We start from the raw sequence: 15,990 nt of genomic DNA, 5'->3' as shown, positions 1-15,990 counted from the left end.
GAAACCCCCGACCGATTCGCCCGGTCGGGGGTTTTCGCGTTCCGTGTACGGGGAAGCGCAGGGCTCGTGCGGGAGGTTCGGTCCTTGCTCGTACGGGGAAGGGTCAGGCCCTCGTACGGGTGCCCGGGAGCCGAGTCGCCAGGATCAGGGCGAGGACCATCGCGCCGGTGGCGCAGGCGAAGACCACGTCGGCCGAGGAGGCGAAGGCGTCCAGGGCGTGAACGCGGGCCGTGCCGGTGAGCCGGGCGATGTCGCTGGTGCTGCCGCCGGGGCCCTTGGCGGCGTAGACCCTGCTGAGTACGGCTCCGAAGAGGGAGGCACCGAGCGCGGTGCCGAGGGTCTGGAAGAAGCGGACCCCGGTGGTGGCGACGCCCAGCCGGCTCGGCGGGGCCGTGTCCTGGACGAGCTCGATCAGCTGGCCGATGAGCTGGCCGAAGCCGACGCCCATGAGCAGCATCGCGCCGCGCAGCGTCCACAGGCCGGTGTCCGTGTCGAGCGTGGTGAGCAGGGCGAGGGCTGCCGAGGCGAAGACCGTGCCGCTGATGACGAAGGTCTTCTGCGACCAGCCGGCCGCGACCAGGCGCCCCGAGACGAGGCCGACGACGGTCATGCCGATGGCCATCGGGACCAGGAAGAGACCGGCCGAGGTCGCGGCGATCCCGCGGACGACCTGGAGGTAGATCATCACGTAGACGATCGACCCCATCATCGCGACGCCGACCAGCCCCTGGATCGCGAAGCCGTACCGCATGGTCCGGATCCCGAAGAGGGAGAGCGGCAGGATCGGTTCGGCGGCCGTGGCCTGGCGCCACAGGAACAGGCCGAGCGCGACGGCCGCGGCGGCGGCGAGACCGACGATGGTGGGGGAGGTCCAGGCGTAGTCCTCGCCGCCCCACTCGGTGACCAGGAGCAGCGCGGTGGAGAAGGCGGCCGCGAGACCGGCGCCGAGGAAGTCGATGCGGTGACGGGTGGTGTGGGCGGGGAGCTTCACCACGACGGCCGCGGCGAGCAGGACGGCGATGCCGACGGGCAGGTTGACGTAGAAGATCCAGCGCCAGCCCGCGTGGTCGCTGAGGGCGCCGCCCAGCCAGGGACCGAGGGCCATGCCGGCACCGGCGATGATCCCGCCGATGTTGCCCTTCTTGTCGCCGCCCTTGGTCTTCGCGCCCTCGCCGTCCTCGGTCTTCGCGCCCTCGCCGTCCTTCGGGCCCGCCGCGCCGAGTTGGCGCAGGACGACCATGGTGACGCTCATCAGCCCGCCGCCGCCGATGCCCTGGAAGGCGCGGGCGGCGATCAGCTCGCCCATGGACTGGGCCATGCCGCACAGCGCCGACCCGGCCAGGAAGGTGGCGAGTGCCCCGATGAAGATCTTCTTCGCGCCGAGCGAGTCGCAGAGCTTGCCGTAGAGCGGCAGCGCGGCGGTGGCAGCGAGCTGGTAGGCGGCGATCAGCCACGGGATGCGGTCGACGCCGTGGACCGGGTCGAGGTCCCGGACGATCGGCACGGTCGCCGAGGACACGATGTTCGAGTCCAGCACCGCGAGCAGGATCGTGACGACGCAGAGCACCACGGCGATCGTGGTGCCGCGGGTGCCGGCCGGCCCTTCAGCGGCGGCCGTTTGCTCCGGCGCGGGCGCGATCTTCGTTTCAGACGCGATCTTCGTTCCAGACATGACAGGGAGCCCCCTCCTGAGCGGCGCCGAGGCGCGCCGCTGTGGTCGCTTCACTGTCCCCTTGATTTATGTACCGAGTCAAGTTTTCGTCCGGGATTAATTTTCATCCTGGTACAGTGAGGTCATGACCGAGGGGATGGGCCTGCGCGAGCGCAAAAAGATGGAAACCCGGCGGCGGCTGCTGGAAACGGCCACCAGGCTCTTCTCCGAGCACGGGTTCGACCAGGTCTCCGTCGCGGAGATCGCCGACGCGGCCGATGTGTCGAAGATGACCGTCTTCAACTACTTCGACAGCAAGGAGGACCTGGTCTTCGCGCCGCTGGAGGAGCACGTCGGCGACGCCGCCCAGGTCGTGCGGGACCGCGCGCCCGGTGAATCGGCGGTGGCGGCGATACGCCGTCAGTTCATCGAGGCCATCGAGCGCCACGACCCGTCGGTGGGGATGGGTGACAAGCCGCTGGCGCTCGGCATCGTGCGGCTCATCATGGAGACGCCGGCCCTGCTCACCCGCGCCCACTCCTTCTTCGTCCGCACCCAGGACCAGCTCACCGAAGCGCTGATCGAGGAGGGCGAGGAGCCGGTCGTCGCGCGTATCGTCGCCGCCCAGATCCTCGGCACCCGGAACGCGCTGCTCACCGAGAACCGCCGCCGCCTGCTGGCCGGCGAACCGTCCGCCGCGGTCGCCGCGGACGCCGTCGTCCTCGCCCACCGGGGCTTCGACCTGCTGGAGAAGGGCCTCGGCGCCTACGCGACCCGGGCCTGAGTCGGAACCTCCTGTGGGCTGAGCCGGCGCCCCCTGTGGCCTGAGCCGGGGCCCCGCCTGTGGGCCCGGGCCGGGGGCGCTCCACCTGCCGAGCCGGGGCGTCCCGTCCGAGACGCCCGCCCTGTCGGTGCCACGCCGTAGGCTCCCCCGCATGCCGCCCTCGCAGAAGCGCGCCCGTCGCTACGACCCGGCCAGGACCCGCACCGCGGTCCTCGCCCAGTTCGCGCACGTCCGGGACGCCGTACGCACGCTGACCCCGCAGCGGCTCGCCGCGCCGAGCGGGCTGGGGGAGTGGACGGTGCGCGAGCTCGCCGCCCACATCACCATGGCCCTCTCGCACGTCAGCCAGACGCTGGAGCTTCCCGCACCGGCTCTCGCCAAACCCGAGGTGACCCTCCTGGAGTGGCCGTTCACCACGGCGGCCCGCGCCTCCAGCATCGCGGACGACACCGCCGAGCGGGCCGCCGGCCACACCGACCTGGACGCGCTGTACGCGGAGGTCGCCGCACGCTTCGAGGCGCTGGTGCCCGGCGCCTCCGAGGACCGGCTGCTGGCCACCCGGGTCGGTGCGATGCGCCTCGGCGACTTCCTGGTCACCCGGACCGTGGAGCTGATCGTCCACACCTACGACCTCAACGCGGCGACCGGGCTCTCCGTCCCGTACGACCGGCAGGCGCTCGCCGCGTGCAGCCGGCTGCTCGCCGACGCCCTGGCCGAGAAGGCGCCCGGCGGCTCGGTCGAGGTCCGGGTGCCGCCGTTCGCCGTGGTCCAGTGCGTCCAGGGCCCGCGCCACACCCGGGGCACCCCGCCCAACGTCGTCGAGACCGATCCGCTGACCTGGATACGGCTGGCGACCGGGCGTACGGGGTGGGCGCGCGAGGTCGACGCGGCGAAGGTCGCGGCGAGCGGCGAGCGGGCGGACCTGTCGGAGCTGCTGCCCCTGATGGGCTGAGCCGCCCCGGTCGGCCCGCGCGCGGGAACCGGATCGCCCGTGCCGACCGTCTCACCCCCATGCAGCTCCCCATCGCGGCACCCGCGCAGCGCAACCGTCTGGCCGTCGGCCTGCTGGCCGCCCTGTTCGCCCTCACCGCCTGCGGTACGGAGAAGGCCGGCGAACCCGGCGCGGGCTCCCGGCCCGCACCCGCCGGTGACAGCGGCTCCGTACAGCCCGCGGCCGACCTGACCGGTGTGCGCTGGAGCGTCGACGCGGTGACGGTCGACGGGAAACGGACGGACGCCCCCGAGGGCGCGTATGTCGAGATCGACGCGAGGGGGTGGGCGAGCGGCCGGTACGGCTGCAACCGGTTCACCGCGCGCGCCCGGGTCGACGGGCACACCGTCACCGTCGACCCGGAGCTGACCACCGAGATGGGCTGTCCGCCGGACGTGCAGCGCTTCGAGACCCTGCTGGCCGGCGCCTTCAGGGGCAGGCTCACCGCGGCCGTGAAGAAGAGGACCCTCACCCTGACCACGGAGAAGGGCGAGACCATCGCGCTGACCGCCCGCCGCCCGGTCCCGCTCGCCGGCACCGACTGGCGGGTCACCACCCTCGCCACCGGAACCACCGCCTCCTCCGTGCCCGCCGGTACGGACAACCGGGCGCGGATCACCTTCGGGCGGGACGGCACGGTCCACGGCACCCTCGGCTGCAACACCTTCCGGGGCACGGCGAAGGTGTCCGGCCCGGCCATCGCCTTCGGCACACTCGCCGTCACCCGCAAGCTGTGCCCGGACCCGCAGATGCGCCTCGAACGCGCCGTGCGGGCGGTCCTCGACGGGACCACGACGACCTTCGGCATCGACGGCCGCACTCTGACCCTCACCACGAAGGACGGTGCGCGGGGGCTCGGCGCCCGGGCAGCCGGCCGGAACGGCTGACCGGACGGCCGGCGGGAGCGCCCGGGGACGTGACGAGACGGCGCATACCGGGCGGCGGAAGTGTGAGGCTCGCCACGAAACGACCGTTCGGGCTCCTTGCCTTCGGGGGCCGCGTACCGCCTCACACAGTGCCACGAACCGGCCCGGCGACCCGGCTCGCACAGTGACCGGAACCCGCCGGTAACCCGTCGGCAGTCCGGGCGTCGCCTGCCCTGTGACGGTTGCCGCGCGTAGATCCGGGAAGAGCCGAGGTCACCGTGCGTGACGGTATCGGCGGGTTCCGGAGCGTGCTCGAAGGGCTTCGCACCAGCGGTCCGGCGGGGGATCCCCAATTCGGACCAGTGGTCGATCTCCCCTACACTCGATGGCGTGCCTCGTGGTGATGGACGACTCAACCACGACCTGCTCCCCGGAGAGAAGGGCCCCCAGGACGCTTGCGGCGTCTTCGGTGTCTGGGCTCCGGGCGAAGAGGTCGCCAAGCTCACCTATTTCGGACTGTATGCCCTGCAGCACCGTGGACAGGAGTCCGCGGGCATCGCAGTGAGCAACGGGTCCCAGATCCTGGTCTTCAAGGACATGGGACTGGTCTCGCAGGTCTTCGACGAAACCTCCCTGGGATCGCTCCAGGGCCATATCGCGGTCGGTCATGCCCGCTACTCCACCACCGGTGCCTCGGTGTGGGAGAACGCGCAGCCGACGTTCCGTGCGACCGCGCACGGCTCGATCGCCCTCGGTCACAACGGGAACCTGGTCAACACGGCCCAGCTCGCTGAGATGGTCGCCGACCTTCCGCGCAAGGACGGCCGTGCCACCCAGGTCGCCGCGACCAACGACACCGACCTGGTGACCGCGCTGCTCGCCGGCCAGACCGACGAGGACGGCAAGCCGCTCACCATCGAGGAGGCCGCCGCCAAGGTGCTTCCCGAGGTGCGGGGCGCCTTCTCCCTGGTCTTCATGGACGAGCACACGCTCTACGCCGCCCGCGACCCGCAGGGCATCCGCCCGCTGGTCCTCGGCCGCCTGGAGCGCGGCTGGGTCGTCGCGTCGGAGTCCGCCGCCCTCGACATCTGCGGCGCCAGCTACGTCCGCGAGATCGAGCCGGGCGAGATGGTCGCCATCGACGAGAACGGTCTGCGTACCTCTCGATTCGCGAAAGCGAAGCCCAAGGGCTGCGTCTTCGAGTACGTCTACCTGGCGCGCCCCGACACCGACATCGCGGGCCGCAACGTCTACCTCTCCCGTGTGGAGATGGGCCGGAAGCTGGCCGCGGAAGCGCCCGTCGAGGCGGATCTGGTCATAGCGACCCCGGAGTCCGGCACCCCGGCCGCCATCGGTTACGCGGAGGCCAGCGGGATTCCGTTCGGCGCCGGCCTGGTGAAGAACGCCTACGTCGGCCGGACCTTCATCCAGCCGTCCCAGACGATCCGCCAGCTGGGCATCCGCCTCAAGCTCAACCCGCTCAAGGAAGTCATCAAGGGCAAGCGCCTGGTGGTCGTCGACGACTCGATCGTCCGCGGCAACACCCAGCGCGCACTGGTCCGGATGCTCCGCGAGGCCGGTGCCGCCGAGATCCACATCCGGATCTCGTCCCCGCCGGTGAAGTGGCCCTGCTTCTTCGGCATCGACTTCGCGACCCGCGCCGAGCTGATCGCCAACGGCATGTCCGTCGAGGAGATCGGCACGTCGATGGGCGCCGACTCGCTCGCGTACATCTCGATCGACTCGATGATCGAGGCGACGACCATCGACAAGCCGAACCTGTGCCGCGCCTGCTTCGACGGCGAGTACCCGATGGAGCTCCCGGACCCGGAGCTGCTCGGCAAGCAGCTGCTGGAGACCGAGCTGGCGGCAGGCCCCGCGGCGACCGCGGCGGCCGACGCGCTGCGGCGTCCGTGACCCGGACCGTCCGGCAGCCCTTCCCCCAGCCCCGTATTTCCACACGAAAGATCCCAGGCAATGTCTGAGACAACAGGTGCTTCCTACGCGGCAGCGGGCGTCGACATCGAGGCCGGCGACCGCGCCGTCGAGCTGATGAAGGAGTGGGTGAAGAAGACGCAGCGCCCCGAGGTCGCAGGCCTTGGCGGCCTCGGCGGATTCGCCGGCCTCTTCGACGCCTCGGCACTCAAGCGCTACGAGCGTCCGCTCCTGGCCTCCGCCACGGACGGCGTCGGCACCAAGGTCGACCTCGCCCGCCAGATGGGCGTGTACGACACCATCGGTCACGACCTCGTCGGCATGGTCGTCGACGACCTCGTCGTCTGCGGCGCCGAGCCGCTGTTCATGACCGACTACATCTGCGTCGGCAAGGTGCACCCCGAGCGTGTCGCGGCCATCGTCAAGGGCATCGCCGAGGGCTGTGTGCTGGCCGGCTGCGCCCTGGTCGGCGGCGAGACGGCCGAGCACCCGGGCCTGCTGGGCGCGGACGACTTCGACGTGGCAGGCGCGGGCACGGGCGTCGTGGAGGCCGACCGCCTGCTGGGCCCCGACCGCATCCGCGAGGGCGACGCCGTGATCGCCATGGCGTCCTCCGGGCTTCACTCGAACGGGTACTCGCTCGTCCGCCACGTGGTCTTCGACCGGGCCGACTGGACGCTGGACCGCCAGGTCGAGGAGTTCGGCCGGACCCTGGGCGAGGAGCTCCTGGAGCCGACCCGGATCTACTCGCTGGACTGCCTCGCGCTCACCCGTACGACCGAGGTGCACGGCTTCAGCCACGTCACCGGCGGCGGCCTGGCCAACAACCTGGCCCGGGTCATCCCCGACACCCTGCACGCGACGGTGGACCGCTCCACGTGGACGCCGGGCGCGGTGTTCGACCTCGTCGGCAAGGCGGGCCAGGTCGAGCAGCTGGAGCTGGAGAAGACGCTCAACATGGGCGTCGGCATGATCGCGATCGTCCCCGCGGAGTCGGTGGACGCGGCCCTGACCACGCTGGCCGACCGGGGCGTCGACTCCTGGGTCGCCGGCGAGATCACCGCCCGCGGCGACCACGCGACGGGCGCCGAGCTGGTGGGTTCGTACGCACGCTGAGCGGGAAGCACCGGTCGGGCCGACGGGCCCGGCCGGTCAGCGGCCTTCCCGTACGGGAAAAGCGCAAACCCGTGTCGGGACAGCACAAAACCCGGTCCGGAGCAGGTCCGGACCGGGGTGATGTGTCAGCGCGAGGTCAAGCGCCGCGGCGCTTGGACGACGGACCGGACTGGTCGTTCTCGTCCTCGTCCTCGTCGTTGTTGTACAGATCCGCGTACTGTGCGTACGGGTCATCTTCCTCGTCGTCGTCCTCGAACGGCTCCGCGTTCGGTGGCTGACTCGAAGTCGATGCGCCCAGCTCATTGGCCAGACGTGACAGGTCCGTCCCGCCGCTGCTGTACTTCAGCTGGCGGGCGACCTTTGTCTGCTTGGCCTTTGCCCGGCCGCGCCCCATGGCTCGACCCCCTCGGTGACGGGGCTCGACGGCCCCAGAGTCTTGACACGCGTTCATGTTTCAGGCCGGACTCTCGGCAGAGAGACCGTGCCTGTAGAGCTTTAACGGTACCTGCTTCCGCGGCCATACGGTACGCCGCCCGCATCAAGCGCCCCGGAAGAGGACCCGCGAGACGCCCCGTCCTCGCTGGTCAACTGCGATTTTAACCTCTTATCGGCAGGCGACCCGCCGACCGGCGTGAGTCTTGTCTCGCCGGCCGGCGGGCCGCGGCCGTACGGAGGGCCTCCGGGTCAGCGGCGGCGGGCCTCCGCCATGCGCTGCTCGGCGATCCGGTCGGCCGCCGCGGCCGGCGGAATGCCGTCCTCCTTCGCACGTGCGAATATGGCCAGCGTGGTGTCGAAGATCTTCGTGGCCTTCGCCTTGCACCGGTCGAAGTCGAAGCCGTGCAGCTCGTCGGCGACCTGGATGACCCCGCCCGCGTTCACCACGTAGTCCGGCGCGTAGAGGATCGCGCGGTCCGCGAGGTCCTTCTCGACACCCGGGTGCGCGAGCTGGTTGTTGGCCGCGCCGCACACCACCTTCGCGGTGAGCACCGGCACGCTCGCGTCGTTGAGGGCGCCGCCCAGCGCGCAGGGGGCGTAGATGTCGAGGCCCTCGGTGCGGATGAGGGCCTCGGTGTCCGCCGCCACGGCGACCTCGGGGTGCTTCTCGGTGATCCGGCGCACCGACTCCTCGCGCACATCGGTGATGACGACCTCGGCGCCGTCCGAGAGCAGGTGCTCGACGAGGTGGTGGCCGACCTTGCCGACTCCGGCGACCCCCACTTTTCGGCCACGCAGCGTCGGGTCGCCCCACAGGTGCTGGGCCGAGGCCCGCATGCCCTGGAAGACGCCGAACGCGGTGAGCACCGAGGAGTCGCCCGCGCCGCCGTTCTCGGGGGAGCGGCCGGTGGTCCAGCGGCACTCGCGGGCCACGACGTCCATGTCGGCGACGTACGTGCCGACGTCGCAGGCCGTGACGTACCGGCCGCCGAGCGAGGCCACGAACCGGCCGTAGGCCAGGAGCAGTTCCTCGCTCTTGAGCTGCTCGGGGTCGCCGATGATGACGGCCTTGCCGCCGCCGTGGTCGAGCCCGGCCAGGGCGTTCTTGTACGACATGCCGCGCGCGAGGTTCAGCGCGTCGGCGACGGCCTCGGCCTCGGAGGCGTACGGGTAGAAGCGGGTGCCGCCGAGGGCGGGGCCCAGGGCGGTGGAGTGGAGGGCGATGACGGCCTTGAGGCCGCTGGCCCGGTCCTGGCAGAGGACGACTTGTTCGTGTCCGCCCTGGTCCGAGTGGAACAGGGTGTGCAGGACATCGACAGGCGCGCCGGTCACATCGGTCACTGTGGTGACTCCCAAGTACGAAGCGGCGGAAAGACCCTCCTGAAGGTGGGGAGGGCCCACCGGCCCGGCCGCGTGGGCCGGCCCGGTGGGCAGAAGCGTAAGTCCTACCCCCACGTAGATCTGTTCCAGTGCCAAGGATCACCCCCCACCGGGGGACAGGCGTGACACGATCACCGCATGTCGGTGGTGTCTTCGGTGCTGGTTCCCTACGCGTCCTACCTTCGGGTGTACGAGCCGCTGGCGGCCTTCCCGGAGGACGAGCGCGCCCACTGGGCCCGGTACGCGGCCCGCGACCGGATCCCCACCGCCCAGGACGAACTGCGGCGCTCCCTGGCCGACTTGGTGGCGACCCCGCCCGCGGGGGTGCCCGTACACGAGAGCGCCGACGCGTTCGTGGCGGAGCTGGACGGCGTGGTGTGCGTCTGCCCGTGGCGGACCCGGCTGCGCGGCTGGCTGGCCCTGGACGGGCTGGCGGAGCTGTTTCCGGCGCCGGTGCTCGACGCGGTGCTGCCGCCGGTGGTGCGCGGCCAGGCGCTGGCCGACCACGAGCGGTGGGCGGAGCGCAATCCGGACGCCCGGCCGTGGATCAGGACGGCGGTGTGGCAGGTTCCGGTGCGCTGGTTCGTGCTCTTCGAGGACGGGGAGCGGGAGCACGTGGTGGCCGGGCCGGACGGGGAGCCGCCGGTGTTCCGGTACCGGACGCGGATGGTCGAGGCGCGGCGCCGGCTGGCGCGGTCGCTGAGGACGCTGCGGGAGACGATGGACGAGGGGCCGCTGACCGCGGGGCTGGTGGACATCGGGCGGTGGCTGGAGGAGTTCCACCCGCGCGCACTGGTCGAGCTGGACTACGGCGGGCTCGTTCACGCGCTGCCGGAGCGGCACCTGAGCGAGGACCGGAGCGCGGCCGACGTGGCGGAGGGCATCGCGGCGCTGCGGGCGGGCGAGGCCGAGCAGGCCGCCGAGGCCTATGCGAGGCTCGCGGAGCGCTGGCGGGCCGTGAGGGACCGTCAGTTCGCGAACTGACCGGGTCGGGCCGGCCGGGCCGCCGGGGCGAGCCGACGGCCGGGATTTCACCCGCGCGGAGCCGAGTGTGAACCCGTTCCGGATGTGACACGTGAGGGTGAAGGGGCTGAAGGGTCCTGAGAGGCGGCGGGACCTACGTCCCGAACCGGGCCTTTGGTTCAACCGTGATGGATAGCACTTACGGGGCCCTTGCGCCCTTCCCTACCCCTCGTGCCAAAATAGGACAAGGAGTCCGGCGAGGACTCCATCCGTCCATGTATGGGCGGATCGCTCTGCATTGCACGCTATGGGGGGTCTGATGACTCCTGATCGCTCTGTGACTGATCGTCACGGTGGCGTGACTGTCCGCTATGGCATGGTCCATCGGCTTTCCTTCGCTGATGAACACCTGGGAGGGCAATTCCATCGGTTTGGCCGACGTGGCTGGACGGATGGTGTAGTTGTAGTGCCGAGGACAAGCCGTTCGTCCTATAACCGACTCGGCCCGCGTCCGCCATTTCGGGCAACGTGGGTCAAGGTGCAGAATTTAGAGGAAAGAACCGAGATGGTTCGGTTCTCCCGAGGAGGCCGCTCATGACCGCTCGCACCCCTGATGCCGAGCCGCTGCTGACCCCGGCTGAGGTTGCCACGATGTTCCGCGTGGACCCGAAGACGGTTACCCGTTGGGCGAAGGCAGGCAAGCTCACGTCCATCCGCACGCTCGGTGGGCATCGCCGGTACCGCGAGGCAGAGGTCCGCGCACTGCTTGCGGGTATTCCGCAGCAGCGCAGCGAGGCCTGACAAACCCCCTGTCACCCCGCCACACCTGGGCTTTTGGGTCCCCCAACCCACTTGCTCACCCATAGCTCCATATGACGGGCGCCCGCCCCAACGGGCGCCGTACCTGTGTCGTACGGGTCATGTCATCCGATCGCGCTGGACTCCGCCGGGTCCAGCGCGATTTTTTTGTGCCCGCGCTCACCCTGCCCGGACCCGCTCCCGCCGTGCCCTCACCCGCGCCCGCCCTTGCCCGTACGCGGTCCCGCCCGGTCTACGGGGGCCCTTTGCGCAGACCCGCGTGGCGGCCGGGGTGCTCGCCCGGGGTGTCGGCGGTCGGTCCACGGGTACTTGAAGGGCGCCCCTCCGGACGGTGCAATTGCACATATTAAATTCGACAGTTGTAGGAAGGGTGTAAAGTCCCCCCTTCTCAAAACTGATTCAGTGACACCCGTCACACCGCACGGGTGTTGCCAACTACGAGCCTGCCACTGTGAGGAAGCCGACGGCACCGCCGAAGGTCATGTCGTGGGAGGACTTACGTCCCCGCCCCGCGATGCCCGTATTGGAGCCCGTCGACGTCCCCCGGGCGCTTCGGGCACCCCGGCCGGCTCATCGGCCGTTCCGGCGCCGTGTGGGGCCGCCACGGGCTCCGTGGCGAGCCGCAGCAGCCGGGCGCAGACCGCGCAGTGACGGGTCAGGTGGCGGTAGCCGGACGCGGCCGCCAGGTGCGCGCGCAACAGCGCGCGGACGTCGTGCCGGGGCGCCCTCGCGCGGCCCCGCTTCGCCTCGCGGTAGTCCTCACCCGCCGATGCCCCCATCGCGCCACCTCCCGGTGGATGCGCGCCGCCCCCTCTCCGGGAAATCCGGGGGCGACCCCTGGTTTCTGAGTACTCGTCGGCGGACACCGCAGTCAAGACGCGCGAAAGCCCGGATCCAGGGGATCCGGGCTTTCTTTACTGCGGTCCTGACGGGATTTGAACCCGCGGCCTCCACCTTGACAGGGTGGCGAGCACTCCTAACTGCTCCACAGGACCAGGTTTCGCTGCCTTCCTCGCGTCCGGCTGCGAAACCAGACTGTACAGGAGTTCAGAGGGTGCGGTCGAACTCACTCCTGGTGGCGGTCCCGTCACGGATCTCCCCTACGGGGCCGCGGCGTCGATCGCCTTCACGATCCGCTTGTCCGAGACGGGGAACGCGGTGCCCAGGGCGTGCGCGAAGTAGCTCACCCGCAGCTCCTCGATCATCCACCGGATGTCCAGCACCTCCTGCGGGACGGGCCTGCCCTTCGGCAGCTGCTCCAGCAGCCAGGCGTACTCGTCCTGCATCTCGTGGACCTTCTCCATGCGCGTGGTGTCGCGCTGGACGTTGGTCGGCATCTGCTGGAGCCTGCGGTCCTCGGCGACCAGATACCGCATCAGGTCCGGCAGTCTGCGCAGCCCGGTCGCGGTGACGAAGCCGGGCGGCATCAGGCGCGCCAGGTGGTCGCGTACGTCCGTGACGTTGTTGATCAGGACCAGGCTGTTGGTGGCCTTCAGCCGGCGCTCGCAGGCCTGCCAGGCCGCCAGGATCTGCTGCACCTGCCCGACCGTGCGGACGGTCAGGTCCACCAGGTCCGCGCGCACCTTGTCGTACAGCGTCCGGAACGACGCCTCGTCCCACGCGGGGCCGCCGTGCGCCGCGATCAGCCGGTCGGCGGCCGCCGTCGCGCAGTCGTCGAACAGGGCCTGGATCGAGCCGTGCGGATTGCGGGACAGGGCCAGCTTCTGCTGGTTCGTCAGCTTGTCCGAGGCGAACTTCGCCGGGTTCACCGGGATGTTCAGCAGGATCAGCTTCCGGGTGCCCCGCCACATCGCCTGCTGCTGCTCGGCCTCCGTGTCGAAGAGGCGTACGGCCACGGTCTCGCCCTGGTCGACCAGCGCGGGATACGCCTTGACCGGCTGGCCGGCCCTGCGGGTCTCGAAGACCTTGTTCAGCGTGCCGATCGTCCAGTCCTTGAGGCCCGAGCGCTCGATGGACTCCCCGGAGGGCCCCGCGGTCGCCGCGGCGGCCTTGGAGAGGGCCTGACGGGCCTTCGGGCGCAGCTGGAGCTTCAGCGCCTCCAAGTCCTTGTCCTCGGCGACCCTGCGGCGCCGCTCGTCGACGATCCGGAACGTGATCTTGAGGTGGTCCGGGACCCGGCCCAGATCGAAGTCGTCCGCGGTGACCGGAACGCCCACCATCCGCTGGAGCTCACGGGCCAGCGTCGCCGGCAGCGGTTCCTGGAGGGGCACGGCCCGGTCCAGGAACTTGTCCGCGTAGTTCGGCGCGGGCACGTAGTGCCGGCGGATCGGCTTCGGCAGCGAGCGGATCAGCTCCGTGACGACCTCCTCGCGCAGGCCCGGGATCTGCCAGTCGAAGCCCTCCGACGTGACCTGGTTCAGCACCTGGAGCGGAATGTGGACGGTCACCCCGTCGGCGTCCGCGCCCGGCTCGAACTGGTAGGTCACCCGGAACTTGAGCTTCCCCTGCCGCCACGAGTCCGGGTAGTCGTCCTTGGTGACGGCCCCGGCCTTCTCGTTGATGAGCATCGAGCGCTCGAAGTCGAGCGCGTCCGGCTCGTCGCGCCGCTTGTGCTTCCACCACGAGTCGAAGTGCGCGCCGGAGACGATGTGTTCGGGGATGCGCCGGTCGTAGAAGTCGAAGAGCGTCTCGTCGTCCACGAGGATGTCGCGGCGCCGGGCGCGGTGCTCCAGCTCCTCGACCTCGCCGAGCAGCTTGCGGTTGTCGTGGAAGAACTGGTGGTGCGTACGCCAGTCGCCCTCCACCAGGGCGTTGCGGATGAAGAGGTCCCGCGAGGTCTCCTGGTCGATACGGCCGAAATTGATCTTGCGCTGGGCGACGATCGGCACGCCGTACAGCGTGACCCGCTCGTACGCCATCACCGCGGCCTGGTCCTTCTCCCAGTGCGGCTCGCTGTAGGTGCGCTTCAGCAGATGCTGGGCGACCGGCTCGATCCACTCCGGCTCGACCTTGGCGTTGACCCGCGCCCACAGCCGGGACGTCTCCACCAGCTCCGCCGACATCACGAAGCGGGGCTGCTTCTTGAACAGCGCCGAACCGGGGAAGATCGCGAACTTCGCGCTGCGGGCGCCCAGGTACTCGTTCTTCTCGGTGTCCTTCAGCCCGATGTGCGACAGCAGTCCGGCCAGCAGAGAAGTGTGCACCGACTGCTCGGGCGCGTCCTCCTCGTTCAGCTCGATGCCCATCTGCTTGGCGACGGACCGCAGCTGCGCGTAGATGTCCTGCCACTCGCGGATGCGGAGGAAGTTCAGGTACTCCTGCTTGCACATCCGGCGGAAGCTGGAGGAGCCGCGCTCCTTCTGCTGCTCGCGGATGTAGCGCCACAGGTTCAGGAAGGCCAGGAAATCGGAGGTCTCGTCCTTGAACCGGGCGTGCTGCTGGTCGGCCTGCGTCTGCTTGTCGGAGGGCCGCTCGCGCGGGTCCTGGATCGAGAGCGCGGCGGCGATGACCATCACCTCGCGTACGCAGCCGTTGCGGTCGGCCTCGACGACCATACGGGCCAGGCGCGGGTCCACCGGCAGCTGCGAGAGCTTGCGGCCGAGCGGGGTGAGGCGCTTCTTCGGGTCCTTCTCCGCGGCGTCGAGTGCGCCCAGTTCCTGGAGCAGTTGCACGCCGTCGCGGATGTTGCGGTGGTCCGGCGGGTCGATGAAGGGGAACTTCTCGATGTCGCCGAGGCCGGCGGCGGTCATCTGGAGGATGACGGAGGCCAGGTTCGTACGGAGGATCTCCGCGTCGGTGAACTCCGGGCGGGTCAGGAAGTCGTCCTCGGAGTACAGCCGGATGCAGATGCCGTCCGAGGTACGGCCACAGCGGCCCTTGCGCTGGTTGGCGCTGGCCTGCGAGATCCGCTCGATCGGCAGCCGCTGCACCTTGGTGCGGTGGCTGTAGCGGGAGATGCGGGCGGTGCCCGGGTCGATCACGTACTTGATGCCGGGGACGGTCAGCGAGGTCTCGGCGACGTTGGTCGCCAGAACGATCCTGCGTCCCGTGTGGCGCTGGAACACGCGGTGCTGCTCGGCGTGCGACAGGCGCGCGTAGAGGGGGAGCACCTCGGTGTGTCTCAGGTTCCGTTTGCCGAGCGCGTCGGCGGTGTCGCGGATCTCGCGCTCGCCGGAGAGGAAGACCAGGACATCGCCCGGGCCCTCGGACTGGAGCTCGTCGACGGCGTCGCAGATCGCGGTGATCTGGTCGCGGTCGGAATCCTCTGTGTCTTCGGCGGCCCCTTCGAGTAGCGGCCGGTAGCGGACCTCGACCGGATACGTACGGCCGCTGACCTCGATGATCGGCGCTTCCCCGAAGTGGCGCGAGAAGCGTTCCGGGTCGATGGTCGCGGAGGTGACGACGACCTTCAGGTCGGGACGTCTCGGCAGCAGCCTGGCCAGGTAGCCGAGCAGGAAGTCGATGTTCAGCGACCGCTCGTGGGCCTCGTCGATGATGATCGTGTCGTACGCCAGCAGCTCGCGGTCCGTCTGGATCTCGGCGAGCAGGATGCCGTCCGTCATCAGCTTGACGAAGGTCGCGTCCGGGTTCACCTGGTCGGTGAAGCGGACCTTCCAGCCGACCGCCTCGCCCAGCGGCGTCTTCAGCTCGTCGGCGATCCGCTCGGCCACCGTGCGCGCGGCGATCCGGCGCGGCTGGGTGTGCCCGATCATGCCGCGGACGCCCCGGCCCAGCTCCATGCAGATCTTGGGGATCTGCGTGGTCTTGCCGGACCCGGTCTCACCGGCGACGATCACGACCTGGTGGTCGCGTATCGCCTCCAGGATCTCGTCCTTCTTCTGGCTGACCGGAAGCTGTTCCGGGTACGTGACGGCGGGCACCCGGCCGGCCCGCTGCGTGAGCCGCCCGGCCGCCTTGTCCGCCTGGGCGGCGATCTCGTCCAGCACGGCCTGCTGGGCCTCGGGCTTGCGGATGCGGCGGGCGCCCTCGAGGCGGCGGCCGAGCCGGCTCGCGTCGCGGAGCGAGACCTGCGCGAGCCGGGACTGGAGATCGGCGAAGGAAGTAGACATACGGATCCCAGGATCTCACC

The 15,990-nt window shown here is 70.4% G+C and carries 12 protein-coding genes and 1 tRNA gene; 7 read left to right on the top strand and 6 right to left on the bottom strand.

Going from position 1 to position 15,990, the window contains the following annotated elements; genetic code table 11:
* Nucleotides 1–103: 103 nt before the first annotated feature.
* Nucleotides 104–1,672, bottom strand: coding sequence for an MFS transporter (locus BLW14_RS14895; RefSeq protein WP_256332785.1), 1,569 nt, complete (start codon nucleotides 1,670–1,672; stop codon nucleotides 104–106).
* 124 nt (nucleotides 1,673–1,796) lie between these two features.
* On the opposite strand from BLW14_RS14895, the gene BLW14_RS14890 reads away from it, so the two are divergent.
* The 5 genes from BLW14_RS14890 to purM all read left to right on the top strand — a co-directional run bounded on the left by BLW14_RS14890 (nucleotide 1,797) and on the right by purM (nucleotide 7,343).
* The gene (locus BLW14_RS14890) at nucleotides 1,797–2,435 is read left to right on the top strand and encodes a TetR/AcrR family transcriptional regulator (protein ID WP_093707775.1); all 639 of its coding nucleotides are present in this window, start codon (nucleotides 1,797–1,799) and stop codon (nucleotides 2,433–2,435) included.
* A gap of 151 nt (nucleotides 2,436–2,586) precedes the next feature.
* Complete coding sequence (locus BLW14_RS14885) at nucleotides 2,587–3,387, top strand: maleylpyruvate isomerase family mycothiol-dependent enzyme (protein WP_093707774.1); 801 nt, start codon at nucleotides 2,587–2,589, stop codon at nucleotides 3,385–3,387.
* Between the two features lie 59 nt (nucleotides 3,388–3,446).
* Entirely contained in the window at nucleotides 3,447–4,313 is an 867-nt protein-coding gene (locus BLW14_RS14880) for an META domain-containing protein (protein ID WP_093707773.1), read from the top strand.
* Between the two features lie 369 nt (nucleotides 4,314–4,682).
* The gene (gene purF, locus BLW14_RS14875) at nucleotides 4,683–6,209 is read left to right on the top strand and encodes an amidophosphoribosyltransferase (protein WP_093707772.1); all 1,527 of its coding nucleotides are present in this window, start codon (nucleotides 4,683–4,685) and stop codon (nucleotides 6,207–6,209) included.
* Between the two features lie 60 nt (nucleotides 6,210–6,269).
* Nucleotides 6,270–7,343, top strand: coding sequence for a phosphoribosylformylglycinamidine cyclo-ligase (purM, locus tag BLW14_RS14870; RefSeq protein WP_093707771.1), 1,074 nt, complete (start codon nucleotides 6,270–6,272; stop codon nucleotides 7,341–7,343).
* Between the two features lie 136 nt (nucleotides 7,344–7,479).
* Here purM and BLW14_RS14865 read toward each other — a convergent pair whose 3' ends face one another.
* Nucleotides 7,480–7,737, bottom strand: a complete 258-nt coding sequence (locus BLW14_RS14865) for a DUF3073 domain-containing protein (protein WP_018101730.1) — start codon at nucleotides 7,735–7,737, stop codon at nucleotides 7,480–7,482.
* Nucleotides 7,738–8,027: 290 nt separating this feature from the next.
* Complete coding sequence (locus BLW14_RS14860) at nucleotides 8,028–9,119, bottom strand: Leu/Phe/Val dehydrogenase (RefSeq protein ID WP_093707770.1); 1,092 nt, start codon at nucleotides 9,117–9,119, stop codon at nucleotides 8,028–8,030.
* Between the two features lie 177 nt (nucleotides 9,120–9,296).
* Here BLW14_RS14860 and BLW14_RS14855 point away from each other — a divergent pair, with 177 nt between their 5' ends.
* The gene (locus tag BLW14_RS14855) at nucleotides 9,297–10,142 is read left to right on the top strand and encodes a DUF8083 family protein (protein ID WP_093707769.1); all 846 of its coding nucleotides are present in this window, start codon (nucleotides 9,297–9,299) and stop codon (nucleotides 10,140–10,142) included.
* 573 nt (nucleotides 10,143–10,715) lie between these two features.
* Nucleotides 10,716–10,922 carry a developmental transcriptional regulator BldC gene (gene bldC, locus BLW14_RS14850; RefSeq protein ID WP_003949541.1) on the top strand — a complete coding sequence of 69 codons (207 nt, stop codon included), beginning with the start codon at nucleotides 10,716–10,718 and terminating at the stop codon, nucleotides 10,920–10,922.
* A 497-nt stretch (nucleotides 10,923–11,419) separates the two neighbouring features.
* On the opposite strand, the gene BLW14_RS35155 is transcribed toward bldC, so the two are convergent.
* The 3 genes from BLW14_RS35155 to hrpA all read right to left on the bottom strand — a co-directional run bounded on the left by BLW14_RS35155 (nucleotide 11,420) and on the right by hrpA (nucleotide 15,970).
* Nucleotides 11,420–11,719: a DUF6274 family protein gene (locus BLW14_RS35155; RefSeq protein ID WP_093707768.1), complete on the bottom strand. Its 300-nt coding sequence runs from the start codon at nucleotides 11,717–11,719 to the stop codon at nucleotides 11,420–11,422.
* Nucleotides 11,720–11,860: 141 nt separating this feature from the next.
* Nucleotides 11,861–11,935 (bottom strand) — tRNA-Asp (locus BLW14_RS14840).
* Between the two features lie 105 nt (nucleotides 11,936–12,040).
* Nucleotides 12,041–15,970 carry an ATP-dependent RNA helicase HrpA gene (hrpA, locus tag BLW14_RS14835; RefSeq protein WP_093707767.1) on the bottom strand — a complete coding sequence of 1,310 codons (3,930 nt, stop codon included), beginning with the start codon at nucleotides 15,968–15,970 and terminating at the stop codon, nucleotides 12,041–12,043.
* Between the last annotated feature and the right edge of the window lie 20 nt (nucleotides 15,971–15,990).

Origin of the sequence: Streptomyces sp. 2131.1, assembly GCF_900105515.1 — a bacterium.
Lineage (GTDB): Bacteria > Actinomycetota > Actinomycetes > Streptomycetales > Streptomycetaceae > Streptomyces > Streptomyces drozdowiczii.
This window is presented reverse-complemented; position numbering and strand designations above follow the sequence as displayed.

Bases quoted from the DNA above. Each gene is read 5' to 3' on its own strand.
- BLW14_RS14895 (WP_256332785.1), bottom strand. From the start codon at position 1,672: ATGTCTGGAACGAAGATCGCGTCTGAAACGAAGATCGCGCCCGCGCCG.
- BLW14_RS14890 (WP_093707775.1), top strand. From the start codon at position 1,797: ATGACCGAGGGGATGGGCCTGCGCGAGCGCAAAAAGATGGAAACCCGG.
- BLW14_RS14885 (WP_093707774.1), top strand. From the start codon at position 2,587: ATGCCGCCCTCGCAGAAGCGCGCCCGTCGCTACGACCCGGCCAGGACC.
- BLW14_RS14880 (WP_093707773.1), top strand. From the start codon at position 3,447: ATGCAGCTCCCCATCGCGGCACCCGCGCAGCGCAACCGTCTGGCCGTC.
- purM (WP_093707771.1), top strand. From the start codon at position 6,270: ATGTCTGAGACAACAGGTGCTTCCTACGCGGCAGCGGGCGTCGACATC.
- BLW14_RS14865 (WP_018101730.1), bottom strand. From the start codon at position 7,737: ATGGGGCGCGGCCGGGCAAAGGCCAAGCAGACAAAGGTCGCCCGCCAG.
- BLW14_RS14855 (WP_093707769.1), top strand. From the start codon at position 9,297: ATGTCGGTGGTGTCTTCGGTGCTGGTTCCCTACGCGTCCTACCTTCGG.
- bldC (WP_003949541.1), top strand. From the start codon at position 10,716: ATGACCGCTCGCACCCCTGATGCCGAGCCGCTGCTGACCCCGGCTGAG.
- BLW14_RS35155 (WP_093707768.1), bottom strand. From the start codon at position 11,719: ATGGGGGCATCGGCGGGTGAGGACTACCGCGAGGCGAAGCGGGGCCGC.
- hrpA (WP_093707767.1), bottom strand. From the start codon at position 15,970: ATGTCTACTTCCTTCGCCGATCTCCAGTCCCGGCTCGCGCAGGTCTCG.